This window comes from Variovorax sp. OV084, assembly GCF_900111625.1.
GTDB lineage: Bacteria > Pseudomonadota > Gammaproteobacteria > Burkholderiales > Burkholderiaceae_C > Variovorax.
Genome location: NZ_FOII01000004.1, coordinates 429,372 through 446,714, shown reverse-complemented (window position 1 = coordinate 446,714; position 17,343 = coordinate 429,372). Strand labels below are relative to the sequence as shown.

Here is a 17,343-nt window from a genome sequence, read left to right as displayed (position 1 = left end):
GGACTCACCTTGGGTTTTGCGCCATGTCCACTATCTCGATGCGTCCTTCTTCCAGGTCAACGCGGCTTCGCATCAGGAACTCCAGCGGCACGGGCTGTGCCCACAGCATGCCGCGTATCTGCAGGCCGATGCTGTTGTGGGAGTCCAGTGCCGGGCCTTCCATGACGAGTTCCACTTCGAGTGTGCGGGACAAAATGCGCGGCTCGAACTGCAGGATTGCGTTCTTCAAAGCCTGTTCCATGCTGACACGCTGCACCGACGAGGTGAACTGGCCAGACAGCATAGGCAATCCGTAGTTGATGACCGAGCGCGCCGCATTCGGGTATTGCTTGTCGTCCATCGAGAGGCCGTAGCCGGTGGCGTTGAACAGCCAGCCGAGGTCGCGCAGCACGGCCTGGCGCAGCGCCTGCTTGGTCAGCGTGCGCTTCTCGTCGCCCTCGCGCTTTTCGTCGGGTGCGTTGTCGACGAGGCGATCGAGCAGCGAGGGCTGCAGCCGCTCCTGCGCGGTGAGCTCAGCCATCGACGCTGCCCTCGGCCTCTCCGGCCTCTGCAGCGCTTTCGCTGGCCTGCGTGAACAGGATCTCGCGCACGTCCATCAGCGCGTACTCGCCCGCATCGCTGCCGAGCACGCGCTGGCCGTAGCCGGCCCAGACTTCGGGGCGCAGCTCGCGCCACTCGGTCTTGCGCGCGAGACGCAGCTCGCCGTCTTCCACCTTCTCTGTACCCTCGTAGCGCGTGGGAATCAGCGCAAGGGTTTCACCGCCGTTCTCGAACTGCAGGTGCGCGGGCATCCACACGCAGTCGCGCAGGTCTTCGGGCGGATCGATCTTGATGTGCGCGAGCCGCGCGTACGGAATCCAGTAGTACTTGCCGTTGACGAAGGCTTCGAGCACCGGGCCCAGTCGCATGTCGGCATCGGCCAGCCATTCGAAGGGTGCGCCGTCGATGGTGCCGCTGATGGCGGGCGCGCCGTCGAAGGCGCGCTGGCGCAGGTCCTCGGCCAGTTCGCTCTCGCCGCGGCCCTGGCGCAGCAGCGACTCGATGAGCAGCGCCAGCCATTGGTCGGGCTGGCCGAAGATCATGGGCGTGCGCGTGCCGGCGAACACTTCGGCGCGCAGGCCCTCGCAGCGCACGGCCTCGCCGTAGACCTGTTTCATGGGCACGGCGAGTGCGTCGAGCTCGGCCGCGACGGTGAGCTGGTTGAGCGCGCGCTCCCACTGCCCGAGCACGCACAGCAGCTGCGCCATGAACACGCGGTGCTTGCTGTCGGAAGGCTTGGCGCGCACGTCGTCGCTCAGGGCCTTGAGGGCGGCGGCCGGATCGGCGGCCTTGAGGAATTCGGCGGCAGTCGTCATGGTGTGCGGCTCCTGGGTGGGGTGATGAGGCTCAGGCGCGGGTGAACTGGCATTCGCGCACCGCGCCGCGCAAGCCGGTGGTCTTCTGCGGTGCCGACTTGACCTTCACCGTGCGGTAGCTGATGGAGATCAGCTCCGAGGGCACGCCCCAGTGGCCGCCGGAGTTGAGCACCAGCCGGCAGATGCGCGCGTTCTCCAGCACCAGCTCGAAGGTCGACTGCGCATCGGGCGAGCGCTCGTCGCCGCCCGACTTGAAGGCGCTGATGACGACCTTCAGGTCTTTTTCCTGCGCGCGCAGCAGGCTGGCGATGGTGGCGGTGGCCGCGTCGCTGCGGCGCGCAACGATCAGGTTGTTGGGCACGACCTGGTTCTGGCTGGAAGACTCTGGCACCTGCACCGACCAGTAGTAGCCGCCGATGTTCATGCGCGCCTTGCCGTCGTCGAAGGGGCGGTCGAGTTCGCCTTCGACTGGCGCACCCTTGTTCTCGATCAGCATGACCAGGTCGGTTTCGGCCGAGCCGGTGCCGATCAGTTCGTAGAACCGCTGGGCGTCTTCAGGGCTCCAGGAGCCGTCGTCTAGAAATGCCATATCACCTCCGGAAATCGAAACGAAGAAAAGAAACCGTGATCTCGGACCGCGTCGTCATGGCCGGGCTCCGCCACCATCCGTGGCGCCGCCGCTCCTGCGCAGCAGGGCCGCGAACACCTGCCGCTCGCCGCTCTCTGCAGGTGGCTGTCCACCGCGCACGCGCACTTCCGACACATCGGCCTGCGCATAGGCCACGCCGAACAGGCGCGGCGCGCTGTAGGGCGTGGCGGGCACTGCCATGACCAGCAGGCGCGCGTCGCCGGCGGCATCGAGCCACGGCAGGTCGAAGCGCTTGACCGAGGGCTGATCGGGCGTGCCGCGCTTGAAGCGGTTGGTTTCGCCAACGAGCTCGTCGGGGTAGACCGACTGCAGGTTGCCGCGCGCGTCGATGCCGGCGATGACGAGATCGAGCGAACGGCCGCTGGTGTTGCGCACGTTCAGGCGCAGGCGCTCGCCGGCGCGCAGCGAGGGCAGCGCGTTCGCCGCTTGGGCCTGAACTTGAACGATGGGCGTGCTGCGCAGCATGCGGTCAGCGCTCCACACTTCGAGCGCGGCATCGAAGCCGTCGAGCTGGCCATCCTTGCCGTAGGCCTGCAGCTGCGCGAGCCACTTGAGCTGCGCCAGTACCTGCAGGCGGCGGCGCAGCGCGGCGGTGTCGGGCAGCACCACGGTGGAGACAGTGGCGCCGAACAGCGGCGAGAGCAGCTCGAGGCGCTGGCCCGAGGGGCCGAGGTCGGTCCAGCGCACGTCGGCGGTGGCCGCATCGTCGGCCGGGCGGATCGCAGCCGGGTAGTCGAGGCTGAGGCCGGCGGGCAGCGGCTTGTCGGCGCGCACGCGCAAGGCGGTGGCGGCCGGTTCACTCATCGGCGTGACGCTCCAGAACGCAGCGCCCGACACATCCTTCAGCGCCGTAGGCACGGCCAGCCACGCGCCGCCGAGCTTGATCTGCGACACGGTGGCAGGCGCGCTGCGCACGGCGCCGTCTTCGAGCGTGGCGAGCACGCGCAGCTCCTGCTGCTGCGCGAGGCCGTCGAGCAACCCGGCCTTGATGGCCAGGCTGTCGCCGCTGCGTTGCGCGCGCCATACGGGACGCGTGGATGCGGGCGCGCCGCTGTTGGCGAACAGCGGCGCATCGAGGTTGCCTTCGGCCACCGGAGACGGCAGCTCGCGCGTAGGAAAGCGCTGCGCGAGTTCGTCGATGACCGGCGGGTACTGCGCGAGCACGCCGTCGAACAGGTCGCGCCAGGTGGCGGGCTTGCGCGACAGCGCCTCGACCACGGCCCAGGTCAGCAGGCCCTGCGGCCGGGCATTGCGCCCCTTGCGGGGCAAGCGCAGCTCGGGCGTGATCTGGTGGCTTTCGGACGCGAAGAAGGCGACGTAGCGGGCGCGGGGCACGGCTTCGGTCGGCACGGGTGGCGTCTGCGGTCGCGCGGGTGGTGCCCCGCCGGTCAATTGCGTCACGCGCAGGCCGCGCCAGCGCACTTCGTCATCGGGCGGGCCTTCGGCTGTGGCGGGTGCATCGGCCGTGCCGCGCGTCATGGAGTTGGCCGAGCAGGTGTCGAACACCGAGGCGACGAACACGTTCTTCGCGAGGAAGGACTGGATCCACGCGTCGAAGTCGACGTCGCGCAGGTCGCCCGTGAGCACGTTGTCGCTCCCGAGCGTGCCGCGCACGTCGCGCGCTAGAAAGTTCTCCGACAGCCCATCGGGCTCCTGGTAGCGCTTGGCGATGTCGCGCAGGCGGGTGCCGTGGCCGGAGAAGTACAGCAGCACGAAGTCGCCGCTCTTCGACTGCGCGAGCAGCCTGGCCAGCGCGTCGTGGATGGCTTGCGATTCGGGCAGCGCGGCGCCGCTCACGCCGTCGGCGAGCACTGCGATGTCGGGCGCCGCGAAGCCCTGCCTGAGCAGTGCGTCGCGCATCAGCATCACGTCGTTGCGCGGCGCTTGCAGCCACAGTGCCTGCGGCTGGTTGACGAGTTCGGAGACACCGACGAGCAGCGCGCGCTGGGTGGCGAAGGCCAGGGTGCAGCAGGCGAGCAGCCACAGCACGAGCAGCACCTGGAGAAAGCGCAATTGCGTGACGCCCTTCCCCTTGGGCCGCAGGTGAAGGTGCAGACGGGCGGCATGCCCGAGGGCCGCGGCGCGTGTCATGGCCGCTGCTCCCCAGCCGGCCCGGCTGACTCGACCAGCGGCGAAGCCGCGAGCACCGCCAGCGCATCCACTGGCTCCGGCACCCGCAGCCGCCATACGCCATTGCCACCCGGATCGCCCGGCCCGCCCACCACGTCGGCCGATATCGATTGCAGCAGCCGGTCGGCCTCGTCCATGCGCACGCCGGCCTTCCAGCGCACCACCAGGTCGGCGCGCGCCGGCGCGGGTGCGGCTGGCACGTCGCGGAAGCGCACCTCGTCTTCCTCGGGAGCACCGCGGCCGCCGAGCAGCCCGACGTTCTGGATCACCACGAACAGCGCCAGCACCGCGAAGGCCGGGCGCGTCCAGCCTTCCGCGCCGAACCAGCGGCGGATGCTGCCCCACCAGCCGCCTTCGGGACGGGGCTGCGGCCGTGCAGGCGATGGAGCGGGAGAAGAAGAAGCCTCGTCGCCCTGCGGCCGCGTCAGCGCCTTCCCCAGCTGCAAGCCCACGTCGCGGTACAGCTCCTGGTAATCGGCACGCGGGTCCTGAGGCCCGAGCGGCGTGCCCGACAGCACCGAGAACACACCGCCCACGCCGCGCAACGCGATGCGCCCCGGCTCCGGCGCAATGGCGAGCGATGCGTGCGCGGCCCACTCGTCGTGCACCGCGCGGATCGCGGCGAGCCGCGTGGCCGAAACCTCGCCGAGCACGCGCGCGCAAAGCTGCGGAGCAGGTGCCAGCGTGAGCACGTTCCAGGCCTGGATCACGCCGAACATCGGCTCGAAGGGCTCGTCGTCAGGCTCCAGCAGCACGTCGAAGGCAGATGCCCAGTCGGCCTCGCCGGCGGCCATCCAGCCCTGCCAGAGATCGCCCTGGATGCAGCGGTCGAGCAGCACGCCGAGCAGCCGCCCTTCGTGCACCACGCTGACAAGGCGGCCCGGCGCCCAGTGGGCCGGAAAGGCGCGCTGGGCGACAGCCTCGCGGCGCCGGGCCAATTCGACAAGAGGCAGCAGCAGGTCGGATGCGGCAGGCGCCGGGGCCGGTGCTGCGCCCGTTGGAGGGGACGTGCCCGGCATGGCCACGGTGGCCGTGCCGGGTGCGCTGTCCGGCGCATCGTCGGGCACGGCCGCGCCGGTTTCCAACGCGTGGCGGATCACGCTGAGCGGGGGCCAGAGGTCGTGGGTCATGGCGTCTGTTCCTGAATGGCTATGTCTTCAGGCATAAGACGCTTCAGCACCGAGGATTTTGAAAACCTGCAGGATCGCGGCCATGTTGTCGGGCTCGATGGCGATGCCCAGCGTCTGCTGGAGCCAGCCGCCGATCCGGGTTTTGGCGTAGTCCGCGGTCAACCCCTCGCGCTTGTGCACGAGGCCGAGCCGGCCCGCGCGGTAGTGATAGGAAGCAATGGCGTGGCGCGAGGCGATGCCCGACAGCCCGCCCTCGGCCTCCTTGCCGAAGCCCTCGCACAGCAGCAGGCGCTCGGGCTCGGGCAGTTCGGCGATGAAGGCGCGCGCGGCCAGTTGCACGGCCTGCGCACTCAGACCGTGCTCGGCCAGGCAGCCGTCGAGGTCTTCGCCCGCGCCGATCTCGTCTTCGAGCTGCGCCTCGGTGATCTGGTCGCCGATGGAGAGCTTGCGGCGGAAGGAGCTGGCGCGCGTGCAGTCGATGAGATAGCGGCGGAAGTAAGCGCACAGGGCAAAGGCGGTGGAAGGCGCGCTGTGGCTCGCGCGCTCGTCGGCTTCGTCCGGGTCGGCATCGAGCCGCAACACCTTCACATAGATGAACTGCGCCACCAGCTCCTGCCGGCCCTCGCCCAGCACCTGCAGCTCTGGCGGATTGCAGGCCACCAGCGCATCGCCCACGATGCGGTACATGGCGCCCATGTCGTTCGGAGACAGCGTCTGCCTGCGCCGCCAGAGGCGGACGAGCTCACTGCTTTCCGCGGACGAAAGGGTTTCCTGCATGAGGAGTCAAGGGGCCCGATCGATCAGTCGTCGACGCAGCTGCCCTCCGAAGGCACCAGGCACTGCGGCAGGTTCGCGCCCACCGGCCCGCCGCGCGTGCGGATGGCCGACGACACCGCGGCCTGCGCAACGGCCAGGCCGCGCGGCAGCAATATCCACAGCTGGCCGCGCTCCTTCATGCGGCGCGCGTTGGTCGCGGCCTGCTGGCCGTTGCCGAAGAAATAGTCGGCCCGCACCGCGCCGCGGATGGCGCCGCCGGTGTCCTGCGCGATCGTCAGGCGCTGCATCGGCGCGCCGCTGCCGGGCGTGCGCGTCGACACGAACACCGGGTAGCCCAGCGGCGTGCTGCGCGGATCGACCGCAATCGAGCGCCCCGCCGACAGCGGCACGCCGAAGGCGCCCACCGGACCGCCCACGGGCGAGGTCGATTCCTTGAAGAACACATAGCTCGGGTCCTTGATGCCCGAGCCCGACACCGCGCCGGCCGCGCGCCGCCCCGGCACCACGACCGGGCCGCTGGCAACGGGCCGCGCGAGCGTGAAGCCGCGCGTGCGGATGGTGCCGCTGTCGACCGCGCCGACATCGTCGTCATCGCCGTCGTCCAGCTGCAGCTCGATGGACGAGCCGCGCACCTTCACCGGGCTGCGCGGCTTGCCGTTGGCAGCCTGCGCCAGCGTCGGGCGGAAGGGCTGGCCGTTCTGCTCGGCGTAGGCGACGCGCACGATGTCGCCGTTGGCCAGCTTGATGCGCCCCGAGCCCTGGATCTGCATTTCGTACAGCGCGGTGGCGCTGCTCACGAAGGCCAGCACCTTGGCGTTGGGCGCGCCCTTGGTCTCGATTTCTTCGCGCGTGTAGTACGGCAGCAGCTGCTTGCCCTCGACCCGCAGGCGCACCTTGCGGTCGAGCGTGTCGCGCGAGATGGCCGAGAGGTCGAGCGCAAAGAGGCCCGGCGCGCCCATGTCGCGCGTGCTGAGGCCGGTCTGCACCACCACGTTGCGCCCTTCCACACGAGCCGCCACCGTGCCGTTGCCGGCGGGCAGCTTGCGCGCATCGGCGAACAGCATGTCGTCGGGCTGGCCGTACACGGGGTAGATGAAAGGCGCGCCGTACTGGCGGGCGCCCGCGATCTCGGGCTCGAAGTAGCCGGTGACCACGCCGTCGGGCTTGCGATCGTCGTCGCGAATCTGGTAGGCCGAGAACTCGCCCTCGAAGAAGCCCCGGATGGCGTTGTTGTTCTTGCCGTCGACCTTGAGCGCGCGGTCGCACACCTCTTTCCATTCGGCGCCGCGCCCGGTCAGCACCTTGCAGCTGCCGAGAAAGGCGGGCCAGCTTTCGGAGAAATCGTCGCGCGACCAGCCCGGCACCGAGTCGAAGCCAACCGAGGTGTAGGTGGCGAGCTGGGTCGAGAAGGTGCGCGCCTGGCCGGCCACGCTGGCGCCGGTCGGCGGTGGGCGCGAGGCGCTGCTGCTCGTGCCGGCGGTGTCGGTCGTGGCCGCGCCGGTGCCCGTGGTGGCCGGTGGCGGGGCGGTGCAGCCCGCCAGCGAGGCGATGACGGCAACAACGGCTGCAGTAGCGGCCCACTGGAGCACGTAGTTGAGGCGCTGTTGTCGTTGCTGCTGCAGTGCTTGCGAAGTGGTCATGAAAGTCTCCTTGTCCGGAAAGTGGCGACCCGAAGGGCCAACGCTCTACAGACGATTACTTCTCGACGATTTTGAAATTCCCGACGCCATAGACGTCGTTGCACGGGGCGCCGGGTGCGCACACGGGTTTGCCCAGCAACGGCGAGGGGCCGGTACCGCGCGTGGCTTCGAGCGCGGCCAGCACCGGCAGCGGGAACACCGGGAACACGCCGTCGTTCTGCACGCCGGCGGCACTGAAGTCGCGCTCGTGCTCGCTCACGAGCACCGCGAACTGGTCGGTGCCGGCCGGGCCGCCCGCGTCCATCGGCCACGAGGCGCGCGGCAGAGAAAGCGAACCGCCCGCGGTGATCTTGTTGTACTTGTCGAGCAGGTTCGGGAACAGCAGGAACATCTCGCCGCCGCTGGACAGCAGGAACACGTAGACAAAACCTTCGCGCTTGCTGCGCACCTCGAAGGCAAGGCGGTCCTTGCCGATGGCGACTTCGGCCTTCTTCGGCGTGGCCGTCACCTCGAAGCCGGGCGCGGCGCCGGTTGCGAGAGATTGCAGCGATTCGGCGGGCGTGCGCGGGGCCGGAGGGGGCGGTGGTGGTGGCGGCGGTGCTGGAGGAGCCTCTGCGATCTTTGTGTCGGGTGGCGGGGCCGGCGTGGTGGTGACGACCTTCTTGTCATCGGCGTTCGTGTTGCCGCCGGTGCGGCCCTGGAACCACCACCAGCCGCCACCGGCCGCGGCTGCAAGCACGGCGACCGATACGAGTGCGGCAACGGTCTTGTTGCTCTTGCCCCCGCCGCCGGTGGGAGCGGGCGCGGGCGCCGGTGCCTTGCCACCTGCCTTGCTCTTTCCGCTCGCGATGACTGTCGCAGCGTCGGCGTTGCTGTTGCCGCTGCGCGCACCCGAAGGCGGCTGCGTGCGCGGCGTCGGCGCGATGCTGTGCCCCACTTCGAGATCGAGCGCGGCTCGCAGCTCGGCCATCGACTGCGGCCGCTGCTCGGGCCGCACGCCGAGGCCCGCGTCGATCGCCTCCAGCAGCCGCAGGCTGTAGCGCTGCCGCAGGATCTCGTTGCCCGCAAGCGGCACATAGCTGTCGGACAGCAGCCGCGCCACCGAAGGCGGCGGCGCGCGACCGCACACCGCCACGTGCATCACGGCCGCGAGCGCGTAGACGTCGGTCCACGCGCCCTGCGACATGTCGGGCATCTCGGCGTACTGCTCGATGGGGGCATAGCCGGGCTTGAGGATGACGGTGATCGCCTGGGTCTTGTCGGTGATCACACGGCGCGCGGCGCCGAAGTCGAGCACCACCGGGCGGCCCGAGCCTTCGAGCAGGATGATGTTGTCGGGGGCGATGTCGCGGTGGTAGCAGTTGGCGTTGTGCATCACCGCGAGCGCCTGTGTGACGCCGTCCATGATGCGGATGAGCCATGACTCGTCTACGCCTGCGGGGATGGCTACCAATGCTTCTCTCAGCGTGTCGCCTCTGTAGAAAGGCATGACCATGTAGGTGGTGCCTTTTTCTTGCCAGAAGCGGTAGACCTTCAGGAGCGACGGGTGGTCGAACTGGGCGAGCAGGCGGGCTTCGTTGATGAAGCTGCGCATGCCCAGGTCGAAGGTTTCTCTGTGGCGTTCGGACAGGGGGACTACTGTGCCGTCGTTCTGTCTTGTCGACAGTGACGTGGGGAGGTATTCCTTGATTGCTACTACGCGTTCCAGCGTGTGGTCCCACGCCTCGTAGACGACGCCGAAGCCGCCTTGGCCTATAACTCTTGTGACTTCGAATTCGGCCAGGCGGCTGCCTACCGGGAGCAGGCCGGCGTCTGTGCTTCCCGTGGCGGGGCTGGTGACTGGGGTAGCGCCTGCGGTGATTACGGTCGCGGCCGTGTCGCCGGTTGTTGTTGTCGGCTGACCTGGCTTGGGGACTACGCGGGTGCGGTCGTCGTTGGAGTCGGTCATTGACTGGCTCCTTTGTTGAGTGTTTGCTTCCCGAGGCCGGGTCTCGGCCCGGCGGCCGACCTACTTTTCTTTGCTTCGCCAAAGAAACGTAGGCAAAAGAAAGGCGACCCCACTGTCTGCGACCCCTTCGCTGCGCTACGGGGCAACCTGCGGTGCTCGCGTTTCGCGGGGTCCGCAGAACTCGCTTCGCTCAAACAGCTGCGGCCCTGATCCGCGAAACGCTCCGCTCCTCGGCGCAGCCAGAGGGGAGGTGGAGACAACACGGGCCATCGCTTCGCTCGGCACGGTGCGACTGCAGGCGCGCAGCGCCTGCAGTCGCGTTGGGGGCCGAGCGCAGCAATGGCCCGCCCGGTTCCCCAATCCCTTCTGGTTGCGCCGAGGAGCGCAGACGTAGGAGGGATCAGGGCCGCAGCTGTTTGAGCGAAGCGAGTTCTGCGGCCCCCCTCCGGAGTCGAGCACCGCAGGTTGCCCGCAGCGAAGCGGAGGGACGCAGACAGCAGGGTCGCCTTTTCTTTGCTTACTTTCTTTTGGCGAAGCAAAAGAAAGTAAGTCGCCCGCCGGGGCGAGACCCGGCCTCGGAAGACAAAACAAAGAGAGGCCTTCATCACCCCTCCTCCGCAAATCCAAAAAACAGGGCTTCAAACTGCTCATCCCGAGGCAACCCAGTACAGAGCATCCGAACCCCATGCTCAGCAGCAGGATCACTCAGCCAAAGCGACGCCCCCGCCAGCGGCAATTCCAGCGAATCGACACTACTCTCACGTCCGTCAGCAGAAGCGCCATCAACAAACAGCCGATGCAACACCGCATCAAACCGCAGCGCATCCAGATCCCCATCAAGCCCTTCCAACGCAGCCTGCGTAGCATGAGCCCACCACTGCAACGCCATAGCCAGCGCCTCCCCCTGCAGTTGCCCCGAAACGGACCGATCGAGCTCCATAGCCAGGGCAAACGGAAAGTACCGCCCCACCCCATCGACAGAAGGCATCAGCACCCCGATCCACGCCTGCTCCCCCGCCACCTGCCGCCCTAGCGCAAAGCACCAGATAGGCGCTTCGAGATATCGCTCAGTCCAATCCGCATGCCGATCCCGCAGCCGGGCCATGCCCCGCTGCAGCCATTGATCCCACACAGCACGAAACGCCTCCGGCAGCCGCCGATGCGCAAAGTCCCCCATGCCCGGCAACTTGCCGAACCACCCCGGCAACGCGGTCGAGGCAAAGAGCAGCGGTGAAGAAGAAGATGCAGCCTCGTTCACAGCCCCTCCGGACAAGAAAACTCCCGCAGCTCACGCAACCGGATCGGATGCTGCACGCTGTTCGTCGTCACCTCGAAGCGCGTCTTCCGGGCTCCGATCTGGAAGGTGATGAAGAACTTCTCAGGCGCATCGCCGGCCTCGAGCTGCCCGTCGTCGAGCGCACGGAACAGCGCCCACGGCCCATCCACAGCCGCACCCGAGCTGCCAGTGGTCGAAGGCGGACTGACCTGGATACGCACCTGGTTGCTGCCCTTCGGCCCCGGCCACTGCACGGCCATCGGCACCACAGGCCCGTGCGCGTACTTCACGAGCTGGCCGTCGACGTCGAGGATGAACTGGGTGATGCCCGCATCCATCTCCACCGGCTTGAAGTCCAGTCGCATCGATGGCCCACGGCCGCCGCCGCGGAAGAAGATGTCCTTGATGCGCGCGGCCCGCTCGAACTGCGCGAGCGCCTGCGTGGTGATGGCGCCGCGTTCGGCCACGGGCTTGTAGCGCCACGGCTTGGTGCTGGTGTCGACCAGCGCGGCCAGGCGCTTCTGGAAGAAGTCGTCCATGAGGCCACCGGGGCCGAACATCTGGCCGAAGTCTTCCGGCAGCACGTCGCGCTTGCTGGTGCTCACGAAGGGGTAGCGGCCCGCGATGGCGCGCGCGCAGAACTCGGCCACGGGGCGCAGGTCCTGGCTCAGGTTGCCGCGCTCCGCCGTCTGCGCCTGCGCGGCGCCCGACTGGCTGAGATTCTCGACCATCGAGCGCACCGGCTCTGGCAGGCGGCCCGCATCTGACTTGAGCTTGCCGGCCACGTCGCCGGGCGGCGGCGAGGTGCGGCCCTTCACGGCCGTGTCGACCGCGTTGAGGTACACGTAGACCTCGTTGAAGAGCTTCAGCGCATCGTCGATGGGCGCGGGTTGGTTGGGTCCGCCGGCGGTGACGAGGCGGCGCAGCGATTCGAAGCGGTCGTCGACGATGCTCTCGATGCGCTTGCCCGGGGCCACCTGCCGGCCGGGGTCGCTGCCGAACAGGTCTTCCAGGCCCTTGCGCGTGTTGCGCACCGTTTCGGTCGCCTTGCTGACGACGTCCTTGTTGGCGTCGGCCGCCGGGATCAGCGTGGTCTGCTTGACCACCGCGCGCAGGAAGTTCGCGAGCGGGGAATCGACGCCCGAAAGAATGCGCGCGGTCTCGATGTTCTTCTCCAGCCCGGTGGCGCGGATCAGGCGCACGTCGGCGAGCAGGGCCTCCCACTGCTTGACGTATTCCTCCAGGTACAGGCGGCGCACGCGATCGGTCAGCGCGCCGAGCGCGGCCACGTCGCGCAGGCGGTCGGCTGCGTTGCGGTCTTGCCCCAGCACCCACGGGTCTTCGTTGGCGAGCAGGCCGGTGAGCACGGTCACTTCGTTCTGGAAGCGCTTGTGATAGCCGTCGTAGGTGAACATACCCGGCACGCCATCGGTCAGCGGCTTGCCGCTGATGCGCTCGAACACCAGCGGGCCCGAGGGGCCGGTGGCAGTGGCCACGCTGAAGGCCGGAATGTCCTTGGTGGCGCGCTGGCGCTTCAAGCGGCTGAACACGCGCTGCTCCAGCGGGTAGCTCGCGAGCACCGCGCGCACGCTGCGCACCAGGTTCTCGTCCATCTTGAGCGGCGAGCGCGGCGGGCCTTGTGCGATGAGCACGTCGAGCTGGTCTTCGAGCGCCTTGCGCTGGTCTTCGGGAATGCCTCGGTCGAGGTTGCGCGACCAGTCGAGCGTGATCCAGGCCTTCAGCGCCTCGGCATCGAAGTGCTCGGGCTGGTAGAGCATCAGGTAGCTCTTGAGCGCTTCGTACGTGTACTCGAGGTTGTCCTTCTGCGCGGTGCGCAGCTGGTCTTCGATCCGCTTGGCGATCTGCGGCAGGAAGGCGTCGTTGAGCGCGCGCTGGTGCGTGAGCATGGCGGCGGCGTCGAGCTTGTCGCCCTGGTAGAGGCCCAGCGTCATCGACAGCGGCTCGTCGCCCTGGTGGTTGTCGGGCGTCTTCCAGATGTCGCGCAGGCTCTGCAGCACGGGCGCGACCTCGACCAGGTTCTGCACGCGCGCGGGCAGCGCCGCGAGGTTCTGCCTGGCGGGCTCGACACGGGCCTCGACCGACTTCAGGTAGTTCATGTTCTGCAGCGTGCTGTAGCCCCAGGCCGCGAGCAGGCCGACGGTGACCAGCGTCATCGCCGTCACGCCGATCACGCGCAGCGTGTGGCGGCGGCGCTCCAGCTTCACGTCGGCGCCGGCGAGGCGCTGCTCGGGGAACACCACTTCGCGCAGCAGCGAGGTGAGGAAGTAGCTGCGCCCGCTCGACTTCTGCGGCGCGAGCATGGCGCGCTCGATGCCGAAGCTGCGCGCAAGGCTGCCCATCACGCGGTCGATCGGGCTGCCTTCCTGCGTGCCGCTGGTGAAGTACACGCCGCGCACCCACGGCGGCTGCGCAAAGCGCGAACCGGTGAACACCTGCTCCAGCAGGTCGGACAGCAGCGAGCCGATGGAGCCGAACTGCGCCGGAAAACCGAAGATGGCCGCGCGGCGCGTGCCGTCGGTCTCGCGCTGCATGCGCGCGATGAGGCCATCGTTCACGCGGTTGTGCAGCAGCGCGAACTCGCGGTTGAAGGCTGTGGAGAGGCCCTTCTCTTCCAGCTGCACGTTCTCGTTGGCCGGCAGCGTGAAGCCGAAGACCTGTGCGCGCTGTTCCTTGCCGAGGTCGTCGAAGTAGTCGGTAAAGCCGTAGAGCAGGTCGCTCTTGGTGACGAGCACGTACACCGGCAGGCGCGTGGTGAGCTTGCCGTCGAGTTCGAGCAGGCGTGCGCGGATCGAGGCCGCAAGCTGGGTGCGCGCCTCGGGGCCCTGGCTCAGCAGGTCGGCCACGCTGACGGTGAGGAACACGCCGTTCAGCGGACGGCGCGGGCGCGCCTTCTTCAGCAGGCCCAGGAAGCCTTCCCATGCGCTCTTGTCTTCCGACTGGTGGCTGTCCTGCGTGGTGTAGCGCCCGGCGGTGTCGATGAGCACGGCCTCGTCGGTGAACCACCAGTCGCAGTTGCGCGTGCCGCCCACGCCGCGAATGGCACCGGGGCCGAACTTCTCGGCCAGCGGAAAGCTCAGGCCCGAGTTGACCAGCGCCGTGGTCTTGCCCGCGCCCGGTGCGCCGATGAAGACGTACCACGGCAGGTCGTACAGGTAGCTGCCGCCCGAGATCGACATCCAGTCGCGCAAGCCGGGCTTCTTGCCGGCGGCGTGCAGGCGCATCTGCTTGAGCGTGGCAACGGCTTCGCTGAAGCGCGTGTCGAGGATCTTCTGCTCGCCGTTGACCGGCGCATCGGTCTTCGCGGCCGGCGCCTTCATGAGGCCGTCGGTCAAATGCTGGCTCGCACGGCGCGCGCGCCAGCGGCGGTACAACGCACGCAGCACTACGATGAGCACGATGACGCCGATGACGATGGCGCGCGTCATTTCGCTTTCGAGCGGCGCGAGCGAGCCGATCTTCACCAGCGGGCCGATCCACCAGATCAGCAGCGCGACGACGATCAGCGCGAGCAGTGTCAGCAGCAGCGGGCTGAACAGGAAGCCGAAGATTTTCTTGATCATTTCGTCGCTCCTGGTACGGGAGCAGCCGGTGTGGCAGCAGCGAGCCGGTCGGGTTCGGTCAGCAGCACGATGTCGACGCGGCGGTTCTTCGCGCGATTGGCGGGCGTGTCGTTGGCGGCCACGGGCTCGGCGTCTGCCTTGCCGTCGGAGCGCATGCGCGCCGGGTCGACCAGCGTCGTCAGCGCGCCCTTCACCGCATCGGCGCGCGCGGCCGAGAGGTGCCAGTTGGAGGGATAGCGCAGCGAGCGGATCGGCTGGTTGTCTGAGTGGCCGGTGATCAGCACTTCGCCCTTCACCTCGGCCAGCGCCTGGCCGATGCGCCGCAGCACGGGCAGCGACTGCGCCATCGGCTCGGCGCTGCCGGAGCCGAAGAAGGAGTCGCCGCGCAGGCGCACCACGCTGCGGTCGGCCTCGTCGGTCACCGTGACCAGGCCCTGCTTGATCTCGGGTTCGAGAAAGCGTGCGAGGCGCGGCGTCTTCGCCGGCAGGGCGGGCGGCGCGATCTGGATGTTGGGCGCGCGCAGGCTCGACACCGCGGCGTAGGTGGTGTCGGAGCGGTAGTTGAGCGTGAGCCGCAGGCCGAACCATGCCAGAGCCAGCAAGAGCGCGAAGCCGGCCGCGAACACCCACAGCGGCAGCGACTCGCGCAGCCGCACCGTGCCCGCGCCCTGCCCGCGCCAGTGCGGAGAAAGCTCGGGCTCGACGGCCGGGCGGTCCTTCGCGATCAGGTCCGCGAGGCGCTGGCGCACCGAGTCGAGCTGCGCGCGGCCGTTGTCGACCACGCGGTAGCGGCCTTCGAAGCCGAGCGCGAGCACGCTGTAGATCAGCTCCAGAAGCTGGCGGTGCGTGGGCACGTCCTGCGCGAGCTTGGCAAGCAGCTGGAAGACTTTTTCGCCGCCCCAGGTTTCATTGTGGAACTGCACCAGCAGGCTCTGCTTGTTCCAGCCGGCCTGCACGCCCCACGGCGTGTTGGCCACGGCTTCGTCGAGCGCGGTGCACAGCACGTAGCGCGCGGCGAGCACCGATTCGTTGCTGACGCCGGCGCGGCGCGCATTGGCATCGAACTGGTTGACGGCGTCGGCGGTGGAAGCGCGCAGCGCCGGCACATTGGGCGGCTGCGCAAGGTTGCGCAGCTTGCCGATCAACACCAGCAGCTTGCCGGCGGCCGACACCAGCGGATTGAGCAGGCCGAGCTCGCCGACGTCGGCAGCCGGCGTGGGATCGGCACCGCCGAAGAAAGGCGCCGGTGCCGGCGCGGGCGGCGTGCCGCCGGGCGTGCGCGGCTTGGGCTTGATGACCGTGCGTTCCGACTCGAAGGCGGCGAAGGGGTCGGGAGGTGTGCTCATGATGGTGTTCCGTTTCCGTCAGCCCGGTGTGGCTAGGAACGAATGGCCCAGAACGCGAGGTCGAGGCCCGGGAAATCTCCGGCGATGTGCATCGCGATGCCACCGGATTGCTCGAGCTGGCGCCACAGGTCGCTGTTGCGCGTTTCGAGTTCGAAGTAGTTGGCGCCGGTGTGGAAGGGAATCTGCCGCGGCGCGACCGGCATCGGCGTGAGCGTGACCCCCGGCAGCGCGAGGTTGACGAGGTCGCGGATGCGCTCGACCGGGCCGATCTTCACTTGCGTGGGGAAGCGCGCGCGCAGCGCTTCACTGGGCATGTTCGCATTCACCGCGAGCACGAAGGTCGCCTTGCGCTGCAGTTCCACGTCCGTCACCATCGCCACGCGCACGCCGTGCTTGCGGTCGTGCAGTTCGATGCGGATGGCCGATTGCTCGAACACCATCGAGAGGCTGCGGCGCAGGTCGTCCATCACCGGGCGGAAGCTCAGTGCAAGGTCGTCGTGGATGTAGGGGCCGAAGCGCGCGACGCGGCGCGAATCGCGAAAGCTCGAAAGGTCGCCGGCCAGCCCCAGCGCATGCTCGAAGAAATGCTGCGGGTGCAGCATCGCGCTCTTTGCCAGGTGCGCGAAGATTGCCTCGTTGCGGTTCACGGCCTGCAGCAGCATGAAGTCTGCGATCTCGGCCACGCCGCCGGTGCCGCCCTGCGTCATGCGGCCCGCCAGCGCTTCGCCGCGCTGGCGCAGCAGGCCCAGCAGTTCGTCGAGCCAGGCACGGATGACGGCATGGCCGGCCACGTCCAGCAGCGGCGGCAGCATGGCGCGGTCGAGCTGCACCTGGTTGTCGACGCGGCGCTCGACCACGCGGGCAACGCCGATGGTGGTCCAGGCGTCGGTGGCTTCGCCGGCGCGCATCAGGCGCGTGTGGAGCTGGCCCAGCTGCAGCATCGCCGTGCGCTCGCCGGCGGTGTTCGAATCGGGCACTTCGGATTCGAGCACGCGGTGGCGCACCAGCTCTTCATATTCCTCGGCGTCGGCCTCGCGCGCACCGGCGCGGCGCAGCGGCAGCGCGAGCACCACGGCTTCGTCGCGCATGGAAGAAGGAATGTCGATGGGCTCGGGCAGCGGGTCGACCGCCGGCATGTCGAAGACCGTGCCGTCGCCGAAGACGCCGACCGCCCGCACCAGCGCCAGCTTGCCCAGCGTGAGCGCGGCCGGGTCGATCTCCAGCTCGGCAAAGCCCCAGGCGTAGGGGGTGGTCGAACGCAGGAGCACATGCCTCGCATGATCGGCATGACGCTCGCTCTGCTGCAGGTGCTGAGGCTGCAACAGCATCCCCTCGCTCCAGACCACTTTTGTTCGCCAACTCATCCGCACTCCGTCAACGGCAAGGGTGCCTGAAAGAAACACGAAGTTTCCGGCGCGGGGGACGGGAGGCAAATCCGCCTTAAGGCCTAGCTAATGGCCTAGGCGGGGGGATTTGGAGCTACGGCGAAGGGACTAGGTTGAGAGTCGAAC

Annotated in this window: 12 protein-coding genes; all 12 read right to left on the bottom strand. The window is 68.6% G+C overall.

Annotated features, from left to right (window positions below; genetic code table 11):
* Positions 1–4 precede the first annotated feature (4 nt).
* The gene (tssE, locus tag BMW87_RS14750; protein WP_093058744.1) at positions 5–520 is read right to left on the bottom strand and encodes a type VI secretion system baseplate subunit TssE; all 516 of its coding nucleotides are present in this window, start codon (positions 518–520) and stop codon (positions 5–7) included.
* On the bottom strand, positions 513–1,355 hold the full coding sequence (locus BMW87_RS14745) for a type VI secretion system accessory protein TagJ (protein ID WP_093077078.1): 843 nt from the start codon (positions 1,353–1,355) through the stop codon (positions 513–515). The genes tssE and BMW87_RS14745 overlap by 8 nt, the downstream gene beginning before the upstream one ends.
* Positions 1,356–1,386: 31 nt before the next feature.
* The gene (locus tag BMW87_RS14740; protein ID WP_093058742.1) at positions 1,387–1,944 is read right to left on the bottom strand and encodes a type VI secretion system tube protein Hcp; all 558 of its coding nucleotides are present in this window, start codon (positions 1,942–1,944) and stop codon (positions 1,387–1,389) included.
* Positions 1,945–1,998: 54 nt separating this feature from the next.
* Complete coding sequence (locus tag BMW87_RS14735; protein ID WP_256216772.1) at positions 1,999–4,095, bottom strand: caspase family protein; 2,097 nt, start codon at positions 4,093–4,095, stop codon at positions 1,999–2,001.
* Entirely contained in the window at positions 4,092–5,264 is a 1,173-nt protein-coding gene (locus BMW87_RS14730) for a hypothetical protein (protein ID WP_093077076.1), read from the bottom strand. The genes BMW87_RS14735 and BMW87_RS14730 overlap by 4 nt, the downstream gene beginning before the upstream one ends.
* A 27-nt stretch (positions 5,265–5,291) precedes the next feature.
* Positions 5,292–6,041, bottom strand: coding sequence for a hypothetical protein (locus BMW87_RS14725; protein ID WP_093077075.1), 750 nt, complete (start codon positions 6,039–6,041; stop codon positions 5,292–5,294).
* 23 nt (positions 6,042–6,064) lie between these two features.
* Positions 6,065–7,681, bottom strand: coding sequence for a murein transglycosylase A (locus BMW87_RS14720; RefSeq protein WP_093077073.1), 1,617 nt, complete (start codon positions 7,679–7,681; stop codon positions 6,065–6,067).
* A gap of 55 nt (positions 7,682–7,736) precedes the next feature.
* Entirely contained in the window at positions 7,737–9,629 is a 1,893-nt protein-coding gene (locus tag BMW87_RS14715) for a serine/threonine-protein kinase (RefSeq protein WP_093077072.1), read from the bottom strand.
* A gap of 604 nt (positions 9,630–10,233) precedes the next feature.
* Entirely contained in the window at positions 10,234–10,887 is a 654-nt protein-coding gene (tagF, locus tag BMW87_RS14705; RefSeq protein WP_093077070.1) for a type VI secretion system-associated protein TagF, read from the bottom strand.
* The gene (gene tssM, locus BMW87_RS14700) at positions 10,884–14,486 is read right to left on the bottom strand and encodes a type VI secretion system membrane subunit TssM (protein WP_093077069.1); all 3,603 of its coding nucleotides are present in this window, start codon (positions 14,484–14,486) and stop codon (positions 10,884–10,886) included. Before tssM ends, tagF begins: the two co-directional genes overlap by 4 nt.
* Positions 14,483–15,832, bottom strand: a complete 1,350-nt coding sequence (locus tag BMW87_RS14695) for a DotU family type VI secretion system protein (protein WP_093077067.1) — start codon at positions 15,830–15,832, stop codon at positions 14,483–14,485. The genes tssM and BMW87_RS14695 overlap by 4 nt, the downstream gene beginning before the upstream one ends.
* 32 nt (positions 15,833–15,864) lie before the next feature.
* The gene (gene tssK / locus BMW87_RS14690) at positions 15,865–17,196 is read right to left on the bottom strand and encodes a type VI secretion system baseplate subunit TssK (protein ID WP_093077066.1); all 1,332 of its coding nucleotides are present in this window, start codon (positions 17,194–17,196) and stop codon (positions 15,865–15,867) included.
* Positions 17,197–17,343: the final 147 nt, after the last annotated feature.

Coding starts and splice junctions, on each gene's coding strand:
- tssE (WP_093058744.1), bottom strand. CDS start 520: ATGGCTGAGCTCACCGCGCAGGAGCGGCTGCAGCCCTCGCTGCTCGAT.
- BMW87_RS14745 (WP_093077078.1), bottom strand. CDS start 1,355: ATGACGACTGCCGCCGAATTCCTCAAGGCCGCCGATCCGGCCGCCGCC.
- BMW87_RS14740 (WP_093058742.1), bottom strand. CDS start 1,944: ATGGCATTTCTAGACGACGGCTCCTGGAGCCCTGAAGACGCCCAGCGG.
- BMW87_RS14735 (WP_256216772.1), bottom strand. CDS start 4,095: ATGACACGCGCCGCGGCCCTCGGGCATGCCGCCCGTCTGCACCTTCAC.
- BMW87_RS14730 (WP_093077076.1), bottom strand. CDS start 5,264: ATGACCCACGACCTCTGGCCCCCGCTCAGCGTGATCCGCCACGCGTTG.
- BMW87_RS14725 (WP_093077075.1), bottom strand. CDS start 6,041: ATGCAGGAAACCCTTTCGTCCGCGGAAAGCAGTGAGCTCGTCCGCCTC.
- BMW87_RS14720 (WP_093077073.1), bottom strand. CDS start 7,681: ATGACCACTTCGCAAGCACTGCAGCAGCAACGACAACAGCGCCTCAAC.
- BMW87_RS14715 (WP_093077072.1), bottom strand. CDS start 9,629: ATGACCGACTCCAACGACGACCGCACCCGCGTAGTCCCCAAGCCAGGT.
- tssM (WP_093077069.1), bottom strand. CDS start 14,486: ATGATCAAGAAAATCTTCGGCTTCCTGTTCAGCCCGCTGCTGCTGACA.
- BMW87_RS14695 (WP_093077067.1), bottom strand. CDS start 15,832: ATGAGCACACCTCCCGACCCCTTCGCCGCCTTCGAGTCGGAACGCACG.
- tssK (WP_093077066.1), bottom strand. CDS start 17,196: ATGAGTTGGCGAACAAAAGTGGTCTGGAGCGAGGGGATGCTGTTGCAG.